Origin of the sequence: Chryseobacterium sp. BGARF1 (assembly GCF_001677955.1) — a bacterium.
GTDB lineage: Bacteria > Bacteroidota > Bacteroidia > Flavobacteriales > Weeksellaceae > Chryseobacterium.
This window is the reverse complement of sequence record NZ_LELA01000018.1, coordinates 1-16,698: the sequence shown is the minus strand read 5'-3', so window position 1 is coordinate 16,698 and position 16,698 is coordinate 1. Positions and strand designations below refer to the sequence as shown.

The 16,698-nt window shown below is 33.1% G+C and carries 15 protein-coding genes and 1 tRNA gene; 8 read left to right on the top strand and 8 right to left on the bottom strand.

What is annotated here, in order from left to right:
• Positions 1-682: 682 nt before the first annotated feature.
• Entirely contained in the window at positions 683-1,117 is a 435-nt protein-coding gene (locus AB671_RS03445) for a cold-shock protein (RefSeq protein WP_066680898.1), read from the top strand.
• Between the two features lie 72 nt (positions 1,118-1,189).
• Here AB671_RS03445 and AB671_RS03440 read toward each other — a convergent pair whose 3' ends face one another.
• The 3 genes from AB671_RS03440 to AB671_RS03430 are packed head-to-tail and all read right to left on the bottom strand — an operon-like array spanning position 1,190 to position 3,828.
• Complete coding sequence (locus AB671_RS03440) at positions 1,190-2,287, bottom strand: DNA polymerase beta superfamily protein (protein WP_066680896.1); 1,098 nt, start codon at positions 2,285-2,287, stop codon at positions 1,190-1,192.
• A gap of 26 nt (positions 2,288-2,313) precedes the next feature.
• The gene (locus AB671_RS03435) at positions 2,314-3,060 is read right to left on the bottom strand and encodes an ATP-grasp domain-containing protein (protein WP_066680895.1); all 747 of its coding nucleotides are present in this window, start codon (positions 3,058-3,060) and stop codon (positions 2,314-2,316) included.
• Positions 3,061-3,078: 18 nt separating this feature from the next.
• Positions 3,079-3,828: a DNA polymerase beta superfamily protein gene (locus tag AB671_RS03430; protein WP_066680893.1), complete on the bottom strand. Its 750-nt coding sequence runs from the start codon at positions 3,826-3,828 to the stop codon at positions 3,079-3,081.
• 403 nt (positions 3,829-4,231) lie between these two features.
• Between AB671_RS03430 and cobT the strand changes: the two genes are divergently transcribed.
• Genes cobT through cobC form a run of 3 tightly spaced genes read left to right on the top strand, consistent with a single transcriptional unit; the run spans position 4,232 to position 6,558 of the window.
• A complete protein-coding gene (gene cobT, locus AB671_RS03420) occupies positions 4,232-5,236 on the top strand; it encodes a nicotinate-nucleotide--dimethylbenzimidazole phosphoribosyltransferase (protein ID WP_066680889.1) in 1,005 nt (334 codons plus the stop codon).
• On the top strand, positions 5,237-6,019 hold the full coding sequence (locus tag AB671_RS03415; RefSeq protein WP_066680887.1) for an adenosylcobinamide-GDP ribazoletransferase: 783 nt from the start codon (positions 5,237-5,239) through the stop codon (positions 6,017-6,019). It begins immediately after the preceding gene.
• The gene (gene cobC / locus AB671_RS03410) at positions 6,004-6,558 is read left to right on the top strand and encodes an alpha-ribazole phosphatase (RefSeq protein ID WP_066680885.1); all 555 of its coding nucleotides are present in this window, start codon (positions 6,004-6,006) and stop codon (positions 6,556-6,558) included. The genes AB671_RS03415 and cobC overlap by 16 nt, the downstream gene beginning before the upstream one ends.
• A 314-nt stretch (positions 6,559-6,872) precedes the next feature.
• Here the strand turns inward: cobC and AB671_RS03405 are convergent, their stop codons facing one another.
• The 3 genes from AB671_RS03405 to AB671_RS23035 form a co-directional block, all read right to left on the bottom strand.
• Positions 6,873-8,624, bottom strand: a complete 1,752-nt coding sequence (locus AB671_RS03405) for a hypothetical protein (RefSeq protein WP_066680883.1) — start codon at positions 8,622-8,624, stop codon at positions 6,873-6,875.
• 243 nt (positions 8,625-8,867) lie between these two features.
• Positions 8,868-8,975 (bottom strand) — tRNA-OTHER (locus AB671_RS22160).
• Between the two features lie 236 nt (positions 8,976-9,211).
• Positions 9,212-10,012, bottom strand: a complete 801-nt coding sequence (locus AB671_RS23035; RefSeq protein ID WP_410492649.1) for an RtcB family protein — start codon at positions 10,010-10,012, stop codon at positions 9,212-9,214.
• Positions 10,013-11,089: 1,077 nt separating this feature from the next.
• On the opposite strand from AB671_RS23035, the gene AB671_RS03395 reads away from it, so the two are divergent.
• The 4 genes from AB671_RS03395 to AB671_RS22445 all read left to right on the top strand — a co-directional run bounded on the left by AB671_RS03395 (position 11,090) and on the right by AB671_RS22445 (position 13,827).
• Positions 11,090-11,422 (top strand): HopJ type III effector protein, encoded by a 333-nt coding sequence (locus AB671_RS03395; RefSeq protein WP_066680879.1) that lies wholly within the window; start codon positions 11,090-11,092, stop codon positions 11,420-11,422.
• Between the two features lie 22 nt (positions 11,423-11,444).
• Positions 11,445-12,431: a hypothetical protein gene (locus tag AB671_RS03390; RefSeq protein WP_066680877.1), complete on the top strand. Its 987-nt coding sequence runs from the start codon at positions 11,445-11,447 to the stop codon at positions 12,429-12,431.
• 175 nt (positions 12,432-12,606) lie between these two features.
• Entirely contained in the window at positions 12,607-13,629 is a 1,023-nt protein-coding gene (locus AB671_RS03385; protein ID WP_066680875.1) for a helix-turn-helix transcriptional regulator, read from the top strand.
• Between the two features lie 60 nt (positions 13,630-13,689).
• Positions 13,690-13,827, top strand: coding sequence for a hypothetical protein (locus AB671_RS22445; protein ID WP_185114123.1), 138 nt, complete (start codon positions 13,690-13,692; stop codon positions 13,825-13,827).
• A 33-nt stretch (positions 13,828-13,860) separates the two neighbouring features.
• Here AB671_RS22445 and AB671_RS03380 read toward each other — a convergent pair whose 3' ends face one another.
• Together AB671_RS03380 and AB671_RS03375 are read right to left on the bottom strand one after the other, a co-directional pair.
• Positions 13,861-15,051, bottom strand: a complete 1,191-nt coding sequence (locus AB671_RS03380) for a DUF1501 domain-containing protein (RefSeq protein WP_066680874.1) — start codon at positions 15,049-15,051, stop codon at positions 13,861-13,863.
• Positions 15,052-15,142: 91 nt separating this feature from the next.
• On the bottom strand, positions 15,143-16,516 hold the full coding sequence (locus AB671_RS03375) for a DUF1800 family protein (protein WP_066680900.1): 1,374 nt from the start codon (positions 16,514-16,516) through the stop codon (positions 15,143-15,145).
• Positions 16,517-16,698 lie beyond the last annotated feature (182 nt).

Below are 16,698 nucleotides of genomic sequence, written 5' to 3'. Positions count from 1 at the left end.
GAACTTCTGAAAATTTACTGTTTTTCATAGTCTTCCAAATTTAAAAACTATATTTTTAAATGTTCCTGTTTTTGGGGAAGATTACAGTTTTACATACTTTTTGAAAGACAAGATTTAAAATGCATAAAGAGTTTAATTATTATTTTCTCAACAAAAATATTTTACCGCAAAAAGCGCAAAAGAAATAATTAAAAGGTAGGAGTTCAAAAGTTTACAAAATGTAAAAAAACTGAGTTATCAATTTTCTTTGTAAACTTTTGAATTACGTACGCATTGTAAAACCTGCTTGAATCTTTTATGGACGGAAAAAAAAGTCATGTATGAAGCGTTATTTTAATGAAGAAAAAAGGACTTTATAAATTATTGAATATGAAAAAGTTAGATTTAGCATGAATCCCAATAATATTTATCGTATATTTGCAAAAGCAATTAATAGAAAGGTTTTCAAGCTTTTGTTTCAGGCAAAGTTTAAAACATTTATTTTTCTCTCAGTTTTCACATTTCAGATGCCTCAATTTATTCCTCAGAAAATACTTGTGTCGGCAATCTTTATATTATTACTGAAAAACTATAATACCTTTCTGATTTAATCGGGAAAAGTATTTGGTTATAATAAGATAGATTTCAAAAAGAAGTTTTATCTTTAACAATCAGCACGTAACAAATAAATTTTATACAATATATGGCGGATTCTTTCTCAAAAAAAGAAAATTTCAAGAAAAAAGTTCAGAAAGCAAAAGAAAAAGCTCAGAAAAGAGAAGAGCGTAAAACAGTCAACAATAAAGGTAAAGGTCTTGATGACATGATCATGTATGTTGATGCAAACGGTCAGTTGACTTCTACACCACCGGACAACAGCAATGTTGAAGAGTTTGATATCAACAACATCCAATTGGGTGCAGCTCCTATTGAAGCTGAAGAATTGGTAAAAACGGGGATTGTAACATTTTTCAGTGAAAAAGGTTATGGTTTTATTACAGAAGACGGTTCTAAAGAAAATGTTTTCTTCCACAGTAATAACTGTATGGAACCTATCAAAAAAGGAAATAAAGTATCTTTCGAAAAAGAGAAATCTCCGAAAGGTTTTGTTGCCGTAGAAATCAGAATGGTTAAATAATCATTCGGTTTTGGTATTGAACCCGATAGATAATATCATATAAAAGGCTTCCATTGGAAGCCTTTTTTGTTTTTAATTACTGTATAAAGAATTTCTTATTTCCACTAAAATTTTGGTTGTTTTTTCCAAATCCGGTGTGTCCGGAAGATTAGACTTTGAATGATGATGTTCGATTGATTTAATCAGTACTTCAGCTTTATTCATTATATTTTCATACGACCAATTTCCGGCTTTGATGTCTAACAATTCGTCACGGTTTTCCACCTTAATTTGTAACGAACCGGTTTTGAAAATCTGTTCACAAGACTGCAATAACCGAATGGTGTGCATCATATTTTTGCTGTCGTAGTTTTGTCCATGATTTTGATTGACATTATAACGGTCTTCATTTCTCTCTGAAACCCACTTCCAATAATCGCGGTAATCTTTGCAATAAGTAGAGTAGGCGTCGATATTACAAAACATAAACGCCAAAGATCGTTCACCTTTCGGAACCGATGAAACGGAAACCTGATTGGCTTCTTCATTTTGAATAATTCCTTTGTAGTTTAAATCTCCCGATTCATCATAGAAAAGCGCAAACATTCCTTTGGTATTGTCGATGTTGACTAAGCCACATTTTTCCTGAATTAAACCACCCCGTCCTTCGGACACCCCTCCAGAGGAGGGGAATTCTCTCAACCATTTTTTTAACGGTAAAGAGCTATTATTTTCTAAAATATAACAGAAATCAAGAATCGATTTTCTTTCTTTATCAATCGGATTCAATATCTTTTTGTTGAGTCCTTTTGCTTTTTTGATCTGTGAGATCGCATATCCAGCAAATGTATCTTTGCATAATTTGGAAAGAAAATCTTCGGGCTTCAGCAGATCCATCAACGGGTTTTTATGTTGAATACAATCTTCCGGACTTGCCAAGATTTCCAGAATATTCGGATTGTTTTTCTGCAATAATTCTACAAATCTTCCAATCTCATAATAGGTAATATCATTCGTCTCATTAGAGATTTGCGGAATATAATTTAAACCAAAAGAATCATCTTTCGGTAAATAATACACTCCACGAATATCTGTATCTGAGTTTTCCGTAGCGAGTCCGAAAGAGCGGCTTCCGGAGATGGATTGGAAGAGGATGAGGTTTTTATTTTTAATTGAATTGATATTTAACATATTTCTATAAAATTTATAATAGAGAGTTAGTTATAATCATTACAATTTTTAATAAAACTCTCAACAATCACTTCCAAAGCCTTCTCTGCATCACAAGCATACAAACCAGAACACCAAGCCGGATTTGCTTCAATCAAAGCCCAGTCTTTTCCTTTGATGATTCCAAAATCAAGAACAATTGCTTTGGGTAGTGTTTCAGAATATTGTTGGATAAAATTTTTGAAAAACTCAAACAGATTTTTTTCCTCAGTTTCAGAAAGCTGATTGGTGTCAAAAGCATTATTTCGCCAATAAGAAGAATAAGTTTTTATTTCATTGTTTAAAACAAAACATCTTACTTCAAGCTCCCATTCTACAACTTCCGAAGTGAAAACGGTGCTTTCTAAATCCAAAGAATCAAAACCTTTGATATTGGTGACTTTATCGAAAACTCCGGCTTTGAAACTTTTAAAATCAGAACATTTAATGAAAATATTTTCTTCATGTACAAAATCCTTCAATTGCCCGTAAGAAATTTTACGTTTGGTAAATTCCTCCGAAATCTTTGAAAGCCAATTATCCTCAGGCTTTGTTAAAGTTAAATTACATTGTTCAGCTACAATTTCTGCATAAATATCTTCGCCATATACTGCAATCACGTTTGCTCGAAATTCTTCAGGAACGTTCCATTTTGCATTGAAACGGTTCAATTCATATGGTGAATTGAGCGATGCTTTTTTCAGATTATTGCTGTCTTCCGTGTACATGGGAGACAGGGCGATTATATTTTTCATACAGTTTATATTTTTTTTCTAATTTATTAATATTTCCCTAAAAACTCTTTCCATTCCATTCTTATCCGTATTTCCCCCTTTCAAACTTTTGGCTCTTTTCTCATTATCTAATATCACTTTTTCCAAAAAATCAAAAAGTTCCCAATCATTCGGATGAAAATAAGATTCTCCTTTGGTGGCTTTTAAGGCAACCAGATTTTCTATTTTGGTTTTCGTGAAATCATCGACCAAAACTAACAATTCACTGAACAAAACAGGCGGAACAGTTCCTTTTTCTAATATCCATTTTCCGGTCAAAGTAGTTCGAAGGCAGTAGAAATACGATTTTAGTTTTACTTCATCGGTTCTGCAGGCTTCCAGAAATTTTTTGCTCATGCTTAGATAATGGTAAGAAACCGCTATCGGTGAAAAAGCAGAATCTGCTAAAGGTTTAAATAAGTCGTAAAATTTTTCATTTTTCACATAAACGATAGGAGAGTAGAACCAACTCAATAAAGCTGCATTCGATTTTAATAAGAGATGAAAAGTCTTTCTCAAATCCCATCCGGAACCGTCGAGGTCGTCTTCGGTCATAAATTCTATCGTTTCATCTTTATCCCACGGTGAAAGATACCAATCTTTTTCGTGGCGGTATATAAAGCGTATATCATAATCGCTGTCTGGAGAAGCAAAACCCCAGGCTCGACTTCCAGATTCTACGGCAAGAAGTATTTCTATGTTTCTTTTTGCCTCTATTTCTTTTAATTTATCTAGTATTTTTGGTGTCATTGTTTTTAATTTATAATGCAAAGTAAAAAAGGAGGTGCGCAATGTTTTTACGTTGTGGTTTTGGGTTTTAGTGTCGGAGGGTTTGAGAGTCATGGAGTTTTTTACTATTCAAATATGATTGATGTTGTTGGAAAATCGCAAAGACGCAAAATTATTTTGAAACTTTATGTTTTCAAGGCGCAAAGATTTTATCTGCGATAAAACTGGATTGTGAAAACCTTAAAACGAAACATCGTTTCCCGAAAACTTTTGATTTTCTTGCGTCTTAAAAGCAATATTATAATTTAAAGTCTTTGAGTCTTTGCGATTTTCCAACTTTACTATTTTGTTTCAAGACAAAAGAAAATTAAATATCTGTTTAACAAATAGATTTTAGTAATTTGCAAAAACATACAATACATCAATGTTAGCAGACGATTTACAACACAAGATTGATTTCAAAACAAAACCTTTAGGTGCATTAGGATTTTTAGAAAATCTGGCTCATAAAATAGGTATGGTTCAGCAAACCACTTCACCAAAATTAATAAAACCTCACATGGTTGTTTTCGCAGCCGACCACGGAATTGCAACTGCAGGAGTGAGCGCTTATCCACAAGAGGTTACTTATCAAATGGTGATGAACTTTTTAGGTGGAGGTGCGGCAATTAATGTTTTTTGTAAGCAAAATAATATTGACATAAAAATTGTAGATGCGGGCGTAAATTTTGATTTTCCTGAAGGACTAAATTTAATTGATAAAAAGGTCAGAAAGTCGAGCCGAAATATGTTGGATGAACCTGCAATGACGAGTGAAGAATACCAACAGGCTTTGGAAAACGGGAAATCTGTGGTTAAAGAAATTGCAGAAACCGGTTCTAATGTCATCGGTTTTGGTGAAATGGGAATTGGAAATACGTCGGCTTCTTCATTGATGATGAGTCAGCTATTTGATATTCCGATTGAAAATTGTGTTGGAAGAGGAACGGGTTTAAATGACAGTCAGCTACAGAATAAAATTAATATTCTTTCAAAAGCGATAGAAAAATATCCTCATTTAAAAACTACAGATGAAATTGCTCAAACTTTCGGAGGACTCGAAATTGTCCAAATGATTGGAGCGATGCAGGAAGCCTACCACCAAAATATGTTGATTTTAATTGACGGATTTATCGCAACGGTTGCCATTTCTGTTCTGTTTAAAAAGAACCCTGAGATTTTAAATAACTGTATTTTCTGCCATGTCAGCGACGAATTTGCGCACATCAAATTATTGGAATTATTAAATCAAAAAGCTTTATTGAATCTTAATTTACGAGTGGGAGAGGGAACAGGTTGTGCATTGGCTTATCCTATTATTCAAAGTGCCGTTAATTTTCTAAATGAAATGTCGAGTTTCGAAGATGCTAATGTTTCAAATAAAGAATAAATGACAGCTGTAAAGAATGAACTGATTTATTTCGCAACGGCGCTGATGTTTTTTACAAGAATTCCGGTTCCTTTTAAAATTCCTTATTCCAATGAAATTATGAACCAGTCTCAAAAGTATTTTGCCTGGGTTGGATTGTTGGTTGGATTGATTAACGCGATTGTCTTATATGGCTCTTTTCAGCTTTTCAATTTAGAAATTGCTATTGTTTTAATGATGAGCGCAAGTGTTTTGTTGACCGGAGCTTTTCATGAAGACGGATTTACGGATGTTTGCGACAGTTTTGGTGGTGGTTATGGTAAAGAAAGAATCATGACCATCATGAAAGACAGTCGTGTCGGAGCTTATGGTGCGATTGGAATTATTTTATTGTTTGCTCTAAAATTTTTCAGCATTAAAGAATTGGGAACTTTAGATGTAACGAAAACTTTAGCCATCATTATTTTTGCTCATACTTCAAGCCGATTTATTGCGGGAACAATGATTTATACGCATCGATATGTGACGGATATTGATGTGAGCAAATCAAAACCGTTGGCGAATAAAGCGTTAGACGGAAAGTCTTTAGTGATTAGTTTTATGGCTGTTTTATTAGCTTTTTCTTTAATTCCCGATTGGCGATTGATTTTTGCGTTGCTTTTTGCGTATATCGGAAAAATATATTTGGGTTGGTATTTCAAAAAACACATCGGTGGATATACAGGTGATTGTTTGGGAACGGTGCAGCAGGTTTGTGAAGTCTTATTTTATTTAGGAGCAATCATCGTATGGAAATTCATCTGATTCGTCATACTGCCGTAGAAAACCCGGATAATCTGTGTTATGGATTTGCCGAAATGTCTTTGCATAAAAATTATGTTGAAGATTTTAAATCGATTCAAATTGATTCAGATTTTGATTTAATTATTTCGAGTCCGTCTCAACGATGTCAATTATTGGCGAAGCATTTTCAGTTTAATTATCAAACTGATAAAAGAATTAAAGAAATGAATTTCGGAGACTGGGAAATGAAAAAATGGACAGAAATTCCCGAAGATGAAATTACTCCTTGGTATCAGGATTTTATCAATATAAAAGCAACAAAAGGCGAAAATTTATTAGAAATGCAAAACCGGGTTTCTGAGTTTTGGAATGAATTGATTTCTAAAAAAGACATCAACAAAATTTTAATTGTCACTCATGCTGGAGTCATTCGGTTAATCCTTCAGTCTATTCTCAAATTCCCTTTGGAAAATATGTTTAATATTCAAATTGATTATGGAAAAAGAACTGTAATTGATGTGAAAGATGGTTTGATTTCAATTAAGAATATTAATATATAATTCTCTTACAGATTAGTTTGATTTCGCAGATAATTACATTTAATAAAATCTGCTTAATTTGCTAAATCTGCGAGAGAAAAAAATTAAACTCTAATGTTTGGTTCTTTGGTGAAACGCAAAGACGCAAAGTTTTTTAATTCATTCCGTTTTTAAGGCTCAAAGATTTTATCGAAGATAAAATTCTCTTTGTATGAATAACTTTGAATTCTTAACGTAACGATTTTGTTTCTTCTGTATTAAGACGAAAGAAAAATAATTATTTTTAAAACAAAGCCATCATTTCAAGATTTTTCACTCAAAATGATAGCAAAATATTATTTGAAAATTTTGGTAAAACTATCTTTTTCCAATGTTTCTAAAGAGAAATCAAAGTCTGCTTCTTCTTTTTCTGAAGTGATGATTGCGCCCAGTTTTTCTATCAAATGATTGAAAGAAATCGATTCATACCATTGCTGATACAACGCATTCGTCGCCATCGAAGAAACTTCAGAAGTTCCTGAAACATGAGAGTTTCCTGCTCCGAAATTTAATAATACAAAACATTGTTTTCCATCTTTTGGAAGTAACATTCCTAAAATTGTCTGCTTCTGAACTGAGTTACACTTAGTTTCCGCAAAAAGATTGTTAGGATTCATCATATAATCATAGGAAATATCATCTCCTTTTCCGATAACGATTTTATAACCACAATTAGCATCTCCCGAGAAAACACTATTCATTACAAGCGTTGGAGTATTTAAATATTTGTTGGTATAAAGATATTCTACAGCACCATTTGGAGCAGAAGTCATATCTCCGGAATACATCAATTGTCCGTTATCTTGATCATAAGCCGCATTCCATCCGATCTTTCCTGCGATATTCAATCCGGAAAGGTCAAGGTCATTGGCTCCCCAAGCATCTTCCCAATAAATTCCGATAGCCAGTCTTTCTCCATAAAACCTTGTTCCGGTCGGAATATTTCCAACAAACATTTTCTCAGAAGTAGGTAAACCAAATGCTACATCTTTAGGGAAATAGAATTTCTTTTCAGAAAGATTATATTTTGATTTTAAGTAATTTAAAATAAAATCATAGTTTAATTCATTCACAGAAGTAGCAGTTCCTCTTTTTGTCCAAGATTTTCCGTTTCTGATTCTGTAGACAAAAGTATTCTGACCATACATTCTAGAATAACAAGCCGATAAAGCTTTAAACAAAGCAAAAGGTGTGGCATTTTCTAACCAATGTAAATCGCTGTTTTCCAACAGAATATTAGTAGCATTGTTTAATGGATTTGAAATTAACGGTTGATGATGAATTTTTGACAGTTTTGAAATTTTATTAATCGTTTTTGGCGCTCTGTTTTTATAAGCTAAAAACAAGGGCTTGAATCGGTTAAAGATTTCCGCCATTTTTTCCAACCCGAAGTTTTCAAACAGATAAGTTGGATTAAATTTACTTTTTTTGATATCATCTATTAAATCATTGCTTTTGATTAAAAGCGTTGTTCTGGTTGTTTTATAAATCACATAACGGAAAAATTCAACGGGATTTTCGGGATAAATATCGTATCGGTCGGCAATTTTTATCACCGCTTCTTTATTTCGGATATTTTCTTTTCCTGTGAAATCATATTCCAGTTCGGTATGCAAAATATAAAGCAAATCATCAATTGTTTCCTCTTTCAAAGCAATACCTGATTTCAAAAGAGAAAGACATTTTTCCTGCATTTCTTCTTGAGTATAGGCTTTAATTACTTTGAAAGTTAGCTTCAAATCAGGAATATTCAATATTTCTTTAGGGATATAAATTTCATTTTGAAAATCACTTCCATACGTTGAAATATAATGATTGATTTGTTCGATTAATAATTCAATTCTAGAGCTTTCTTTAATTTTCTGCCACGATTTATGAAAGGTTTTGTTTAAATCATTTCCATTTAGTTTTTCTTTTGAATAATAAGAAATAATTTCTTTTTTAGCCCAAAGTGCATCAGACTCAATGATAAAACCCTCATCTGAAATAAATGGCTTTTCATTAGATTTTTTTGCCAATACAGTGTTGAATAATTTTAATGTTTTCATTGTTTTTATTTTAAAAAAAATAAGTGAGGAGTAGTTCTTTTAATGAAATATATAGGAACTCCTTTTACCTATAGTTTTATAAAAGGCGGGGAGTAATTATCCAAATATAGGAACTCCCTTTGCCTCGTAATTTGTAAAAAGGCGGAAAGTAAATGTGGGAAATCAATAGGAACTTTCTTTGCCTTAAATTTTGTGAAAAATGAAAATGATTAATCATTAAATGTAAACATTTTCAATATTTTGAGGAACAGGCAGGGCTCGAACCTGCGACCAACAAACTTAATTCATAGGAACTTTATTTGCCGTAAGCGAAAAGTAATACTGTTGCTCTACCAGCTGAGCTACTGTTCCCACCATTATTATTAAAAATTTGGTTATTATTTTTTTTATTTTTGGGTTATAGACGCAACGATCCAATTTTTTTAAATTTTAAACTGTAAAACCCTTCTGTAAATTCATTGTCATATTCGATAATCCAACAGTTTCAAATAAAATATGCAATTAGCAATTTGATTGTAGATAAAATCTTTGCGCCTTATAGTTTGAAGCTGTCAAAAAATCTTTGCGTCTTTGCGATTGCCCAACAATTAAGCTTTTCTAAATTTCTTCTTCTTTTTCCAAGGCGCATTTTTCTGAACATCTCCCGCCATAATACATCCGTAAGGCATTACTTCATCCAATACTTCACACAATCCGTATTCTTCAATCTGAGCTCTCACATTTTTCGCACTTTTATAAGCACTTGGTAGTTCAGAAATATCAATATCATTGGTGAAAAATCTGATATCTAAACCTTTTGTTTCTTCTTCAAAAATTTCTTCAATCGTTTTATGAGCCAGAGATTTTTTATGCTGCGTTCTGCTGAAATTTCTTCCTGCTCCGTGTGGTGCAAATCCCAAATTTCTATCGTTCGTTTTTCCCTGAACAATCAAAACGGGTTCCGACATGTTCAGCGGAATCAATCTCGGTCCAGTAATATCCGGCAAAAATTTATCGTCCAGCGGAGTGGCTCCTTTTGCATGGTAGAATAGATCTCCATCTCTGAATACAAAATTATGTTCGTTCCAATATCTGTTTTGTCTTTTAATATTTAGCTTTTCTAAAGTCGCGTTATGAATCGATTCATGGTTTTCTTTCGTCCAGTTTCTTATCAATTGCAAAGCTTCCCAATATTGCTTTCCTTCCTCGGTTTCGTACGGGATCCATGCATTTTCTCTCAAAGTTTCTGGCGAAATTTCCTGTCTGAATCTATTTGCGACTTTCATTCCTTTATCATACAACATCGCTCCCGGAGCTCTCGACCCGTGATGAGTTACTAACATTGTGTTTCCTGTATTTTTAGAAACTCCGACAAATAAAAAATGGTTTCCATCACCTTGAGTTCCCATATGAGAACGGGCAATGCTGATTAATTTTTCATCATTCAAAAACTCATTTTCTCTGAAAGCATCCATTAATTCCTGAGACATTTCCATTTGCTCACCTCTCGGTCTTCCTCCATACCCGAAATGCGTCATAGAATGAGCGACATCCAAAACTTCTTTAGGATTTACTTTTCCAAAATCGGTTAACATAACGGAACAGCAGATATCTGCGCTATGAAATCCGGGATGAATGGCATTTTTTGCCACGACAACTCCACCAACCGGAATATGTCCTTCCGGTCCTGTCGGACAAGCATCGGGCATAATCGCGCCTTCAATCAACGTTGGAGTTTTCATCAAAACTTTCATCGTGTTGATTACTTTTTCTACGTTATCGTTTTCGCTTTCATGTTCCGCTTTGATGTTGATGATGAAATCTTTCGCTTCCGCATGCAACGGAATAGGTTCCGGAGATTTGAATTGCTCCAAATATTCAGAGATTTGCTTTTCATCCAATTTATTTTCGTTGATATATTCTAATGCTTCTGCAAACCATTTTCCCGGTCTGTATCCTAAAGCAATCAATTCATTTCCTGTAATTGTATTCATATTTTTGTTTTTTTATTTGACTTTATCTAATCACTTTTTTAGGTTTGGGCAGCTTTTCCGCCTTCCACTCCCGCTTTTTTGCTCGTCGTTCCTCCTTACAAAAAGAGCTCCGTTCAAGTCGGGCTGCAAAAGATTTAACTTTTTATTACTACTTTGTCATTTTGTTGATGCAAAGTAAAAACATAAGTGTGCAATCTTTTTGCGCAGATAAAAATATTTTAATTATTTTTGAGAAATTTAATTGTAAATCTGGAGTCAGAAATAATTTGTTTCTAAGAAAAGCCACAGCGTGGCGAACTGATAATAGAAAACAAAGATAATGATGTCTCAAGCTCCGTAGGAGCAATCTGTGAAAATCTATCGACAGAAAAAGATAGCGTTCCTACGGAATGCCCAATGGTGTCCTTTTAAATTTTCTACACAGATATTGCTCCGATGGAGCAGATTGTATGATTAAAAATTAACTTCTTCAGAAATATTAAAAATAAAAATATGTTATTCGAACAATTAGAAAAATCAGCAGAGGAAATTCAGTTTAAAGATGTTATTGCATTTATTGACGAGCATTACAACTTTACTCCAACAAAATTTACCAACGGAAATACCGTAAACGAAGCAGATCAAAACAACGGTTCTTGCAAAGTTTTCAGTTTTGCAAAATTGAATGACTTATCAAAAGAAGAAACGCTGAATCTTTTCGGTGAATTTTACAGAAAAGATGTTTTACAAAATCCTGAAGGAACAGATCATCAAAACATCAGAAACTTCATCGAATTCGGTTGGGACGGAATTTCTTTTGAAGGAAAAGCTTTGGTGAGAAAGTAGGATAAGTAGCAATTTTTGTATTATGAAAAGCAATCCATTCATAAGAGATAATCATAAATTTGGAGCGGAAACTTTTTTGTCTATGTTTCTTAGTCAATATCAATTTGTTTTAGGAGCTGATTTAGATATTTATTCAGAAAATGATGGAATTTTCAATGATGATAATCCATGTAATATTTATTTTATCTTACAAAGACCTAAAGTAACTATTGATCCGAAATCATTTTCTAGTAATGAAAATAGAGCATTATTTGATTTCCTAGTACATAATAAAGAAGATAAGCAGCGAATTTCTCTTTGTATTGGTTTACCTAAAGCAGAGTCAGAAATTAAGTTAATAACAAATTATCCTTTTAGTGAATTTGAACTAGTTGATGATACAAAAACTTTATTAATGGCTAGGGCGAGCTCATTAATTGACCATATTAGTGCTGAAAAAAAACTTTCTACAGAAATCCTTGATTATGAGATTTTATATATTGGACAAGCGTATGGGAAAATTGGGAATAGAACTGCTTTGGATAGACTATCTACTCATGAAACGTTGCAAAAAATTTATACCCATGCCCTAACGAATAATCCAGATAGTGATATTTGGGTATTGCTAACAAAATTTTCCCAACTCAATATGTTATTTTCAGGAGGGGTTGATGAGGAATTTTATCCAAAAGAAAATCAAAAAAGAGACGATGACTTAATTAATGATTTTATTGATAACAAGGGTTTAGTAATTACCGAAAAGCAGAAAATTAATTTTATAGAAGCGGCACTAATTAAAATGTTTGAGCCTTCATATAATAAAGAATTTAAAAATAATTTTCCAGACGAAAAGCATTTGTCATACTCAGAATGTTACTCTTTAGATATAAGGGCTCTAAAAATTGAACTAGAGACTTCTGAAATGGTAAGGAGGATTTATTCTAAGAAAACAGGAAGGAAAATTTATCATTCTGAAATGTTCGAGTTTAAAAATGATGAGGATAGAATAAGTTTACTAGGAATAAACTAAATCTTATAAAAATACTATGTCATCCAACAAAATGCCCTTATCCGCTATAAAACATTAGATAAATGTTTTAAAAATAGAGCAATCTAAACCTAACGGGTTTTTAAAACCCGTTAGGTTTGTAAAATTGAGAAACCTATCTTTTCAAACAACCATCAACTAACAACCAAAACTAAGTATGTCCTCCAACAAAAATGCTCTCATCCGCTACAAAACATTAGATAAATGTTTGAAGAATAAATACAAAAAATACACTTTGGAAGATTTGATTGACGAATGCTCCGAAGCGCTTTTTGAGTTTGAAGGCAAAGAATCTTTCGTCAGCAAGCGTACGGTACAACTCGATTTGCAAAATATGCGAAGCGAAAAGTTTGGCTATGAAGCGCCAATTGAAGTTTTTGAAAAAAAATATTACCGTTACAGCGACCCAGATTATAGTATTCATCAGATTTCAGTGAACGAAAATGACCTGAAAGCGATGAATAATGCGATACAGATCTTAAAGCAGTTCAAAGATTTTTCGATGTTCAAGGAAATGAATGGTGTGATTCAGAAGTTGGAGGATTCTATCCATTCTACCAGCCAAAAATCGATTATTCATTTAGATAAAAATGAGCAACTGAAAGGTTTGGAGCATATTGATGTTTTGTATGAAAATATTTTAAATAAAAAGGTTTTAAAGATTTGCTATAAAAGTTTTAAGGCAAGGGAAGAGAATTTTTTGACGGTTCATCCTCAATTGCTGAAAGAATATAACAACCGCTGGTTTTTGATTTGTTGGCATAAGAAAGCTATTTATAATTTGGCTTTAGACCGAATGATAACCATTGAAACAGACCATGAAACGGAATATATCGATAAAGATTTTGATGCAGACCGCTATTTCGGGGAAGTGATTGGAGCAACCGTTTCGGAAACACAAAGACCCCAAAATGTTGTGTTTTTTGTTAATTCAGAACACGCTCCTTACGTAAAAACCAAGCCATTTCATCATTCTCAGGAAATTATTAAAGAAGACGAAAGCGGAACGACTTTTAAAATTTGCGTACAGCTCAACTTTGAATTGGAGCGAATGATTTTGGGAATGGGAGAGTTTTTAACGGTTTTAGGCCCAAGAAAACTGAAACAGAGAATTGCTAAAAGTATAAGCATTGCTCACTCAAATTATAATGCTCAAAATACAAGAAATGAAGAGTCATAATTCTATTTAATTAAAAACTTGGCTTGAAAGTTGTAATTTAATTTCGAAAATAAAATTATTATGAGATCCAGAATATTAAAAGCCGTCGTGGCGCTTGTTGTGCCTATTGTTATAGACTTTATCATTAAAAAAGTGACCGAGAAACTCGATAAAAACAAAGAAGAAAAAGATGTAAAATCAATTCCTTCACCACATTAGAAAATATAAACCTTACAAAACCGTAAGGTTTTTTTATATAAAATCATAAATGCCGTTCTTCCAGCCCAACACTTTTGATGAATCGGCATTCAGCCAGTTTTTAAGAACTGTTGCGTAGACTTTTCGGAAATCTTCAGTGTAAATTAAATCTCCTTCATTAAGATCTTGTAAATCGGGAAGGGCATTCAGAATTCCTTTCTTTTTTAATCCGCCGCTGATAAAAAACATTTGGTTGGCCGTTCCATGATCCGTTCCTTTGCTGGCGTTTTGAGCAACACGTCTTCCGAATTCTGAAAAAGTCATCAGTAAAATATCATTAAACAATCCGTTAGATTTCATATCAGAAACAAAAGATTTTACAGCATCATTAATTTCTCCAAACAGCTTTTGCTGTCTTTCATTTTGATTGACATGGGTGTCGAAACTTCCGATAGATAGATAATAAACCTGCGTGTTGATATTAGATTTTATCAATGAAGCAACGGTTTTAAAGTCTTTTCCCAATTTGGAGTTTGGATATTCCTGAGTCGATTTTTTTGCTTTACTTTTCTCGAAAATATAATCTGCATTATTGATCGTAGAGCCTAAAGTTTTGTATAAATAAGAAACCGTTTCATCATCGTGGTGATGGTCGTTATTGTACAATGATTTAAAATATTTTTCCTGACTGGTTTGATACAGTTTTTTTGGGTCTTTAAAGGCAAAAGCTTTGTTGTTTTCTCCTTTTAAAGCGAGACTTAGCATATCATCAACTTCCAAAGCCTGCGTTGGATGTTCACATTTGTAGCATTCTTCGTCCAAAAATCTTCCAAGCCATCCTGTTTCCAGAAACTCATCGCTTTTACTTGCAGAATGCCAAATATCCATACTTCTAAAGTGGGATTTATCAGGATTAGGGTAACCTACATTATTCATCAGGGAAAGTTCGCCACTGTCAAATAATTCTTTAAAATATGACAAAGCAGGATTGATTCCCGTTTCATCATTTAAAGCTAAAGAATCTGTGATTGCAATAGTATTTCTTTCTTTAAAATAAATATCATTTTTGGTCGGAATGATTGTGTTTAAGCCATCATTTCCACCAGTAAATTGTAAAACAATCAATATCTTCTGACTTGGATTTAAAGCATTATTTAAAGTCATCGACTGCAAAAAATTCGGAACCAATAAGGAAGCTGTTGCCAATGAACTTATCTTTAAAAATTCTCTTCTCTTTATAATCATAAATTTAGGTTTTAGGTTAAAGATATTAGGTTGCAGGTTTTAAAGTTGCATTTTAACTGTAAGCTAAAATCTGCAACCTGCGACCTAAAAACTACATTAACTGATATTCCGGTGTAGACATCAGATTGATTACATTCATTTTAATGCTTTTATCTGAAAACTGATTCACGATAGCCATATCCAATGAGTCTGAATTGACGATCAAATAATCTTCTGCTTTTTTCTGCGCTAAAGCCTGGTCAACTTTATTCCAGTCGATGATGATATTCGGATTTTTGAAGCTTTTATTTAAAGCTTCACGTGATTTCATTCCCATATCCATATCATCGTCTTCTCTTGCCGAATATTCCATGGGGCGCAAACCCGACCAGATTTGCGGAATCTGAAGTCTCAACATTAAAGTAGAACTGTCAATCCAGGATTTTCCATTCGGCCAACCTGCAACATTAGGCGGATAAAGAAGCATTTGACCTAAAAGTTTTTGGTACACTGTGATATTTTCTGGATTTTGAATATTCATCGGGAGGATTCTCATCATTCCGGCAAATAATTCTGTTGGAGATTTTATGCGGTTGCCAATATTTTTTTTATCATAAAACCATGAGCTTGAAAAGATCTCAGACATCAGTTTTTTGATGTCATATCCGGATTGATAAAAATCTTCACTTAGATTTTTGATCCTAACGGGATCGGGCTTTTCGTTGACCAAAAAAGTATAGATTTTTGTTGTAATAAATTCGGCTGAAGATTTTTGCTCCAAAATAATATTTAAAATATCGTCTCCGGTAAAGTTTCCGGTTTTTCCGAGAAAAGTTTTTGTGCCGGTATCATGAAGTTTTTTTCTTTCATTAAAATTTCCTTCTTTATCATAACCCCACCCTGTAAAAGCTCTTGCGGCTTCCCGAATATCTTTTTCGGTATAATTTCCACGACCCATTGTGAATAATTCCATTACTTCACGGGCGAAATTTTCGTTGGGATGATCTTTTTTATTCTGTTGATTGTTTAAAAAACTGAGCATTGCGGGAGAACGACTCACTTCAAACAGTAAATCTTTAAAATTCCCCAAAGATTTTTCCCGGATTGTATTCAAAAGCTGTTGGTTGAATTTCGGATTATTGATTCTCGTAGCAAAATGTCCGTGCCAGAAAAAAGCCATTTTCTCTCTGAGTTGTTCTTTGCTGTCGATCATTTTTTTTAGAAAATTAAGATTCAGTTCGTTGTTTTGCTTCTGATTTATTTTTTGAATCTCTCTTTTCTGTTCTGCGGTCGCTTTTGGGTCTGTGTATTCAATAGGTACAATGTCGGGAGTTTCATAAACAATAGGAGAGAAGGTTCCTTCATTAAAAACTTCTTTCAAAATTGTTTTGATGTTTTTAGTTTTCAAATCATTTACCTGCTCAATTCTAGGCCCGAAACCAGCACGCCAAAGAAGATGTTTGTTATTGATAAATGAAGCAGCCATAATTGTGATTTTGTTTTTTGATGATGAAATAAAGATGAGGTTAAACATTATAAACAAATATTAATATTGATTTATTGTTTGCCTTCATGTAAAGTTAGAGGCTGTTTAAATTTTATTGAGTAATAATTTTATGGCAGATAATTTGACCATGTTTTCAGAACTTTCCATTAGAAGTTCATAAT

Excerpts from the sequence above, each read along its gene's own strand:
- AB671_RS03445 (WP_066680898.1), top strand. The coding sequence starts at position 683 with ATGGCGGATTCTTTCTCAAAAAAAGAAAATTTCAAGAAAAAAGTTCAG.
- AB671_RS03440 (WP_066680896.1), bottom strand. The coding sequence starts at position 2,287 with ATGTTAAATATCAATTCAATTAAAAATAAAAACCTCATCCTCTTCCAA.
- AB671_RS03435 (WP_066680895.1), bottom strand. The coding sequence starts at position 3,060 with ATGAAAAATATAATCGCCCTGTCTCCCATGTACACGGAAGACAGCAAT.
- AB671_RS03430 (WP_066680893.1), bottom strand. The coding sequence starts at position 3,828 with ATGACACCAAAAATACTAGATAAATTAAAAGAAATAGAGGCAAAAAGA.
- cobT (WP_066680889.1), top strand. The coding sequence starts at position 4,232 with ATGTTAGCAGACGATTTACAACACAAGATTGATTTCAAAACAAAACCT.
- AB671_RS03415 (WP_066680887.1), top strand. The coding sequence starts at position 5,237 with ATGACAGCTGTAAAGAATGAACTGATTTATTTCGCAACGGCGCTGATG.
- cobC (WP_066680885.1), top strand. The coding sequence starts at position 6,004 with ATGGAAATTCATCTGATTCGTCATACTGCCGTAGAAAACCCGGATAAT.
- AB671_RS03405 (WP_066680883.1), bottom strand. The coding sequence starts at position 8,624 with ATGAAAACATTAAAATTATTCAACACTGTATTGGCAAAAAAATCTAAT.
- AB671_RS23035 (WP_410492649.1), bottom strand. The coding sequence starts at position 10,012 with ATGGGAACTCAAGGTGATGGAAACCATTTTTTATTTGTCGGAGTTTCT.
- AB671_RS03395 (WP_066680879.1), top strand. The coding sequence starts at position 11,090 with ATGTTATTCGAACAATTAGAAAAATCAGCAGAGGAAATTCAGTTTAAA.
- AB671_RS03390 (WP_066680877.1), top strand. The coding sequence starts at position 11,445 with ATGAAAAGCAATCCATTCATAAGAGATAATCATAAATTTGGAGCGGAA.
- AB671_RS03385 (WP_066680875.1), top strand. The coding sequence starts at position 12,607 with ATGTCCTCCAACAAAAATGCTCTCATCCGCTACAAAACATTAGATAAA.
- AB671_RS22445 (WP_185114123.1), top strand. The coding sequence starts at position 13,690 with ATGAGATCCAGAATATTAAAAGCCGTCGTGGCGCTTGTTGTGCCTATT.
- AB671_RS03380 (WP_066680874.1), bottom strand. The coding sequence starts at position 15,051 with ATGATTATAAAGAGAAGAGAATTTTTAAAGATAAGTTCATTGGCAACA.
- AB671_RS03375 (WP_066680900.1), bottom strand. The coding sequence starts at position 16,516 with ATGGCTGCTTCATTTATCAATAACAAACATCTTCTTTGGCGTGCTGGT.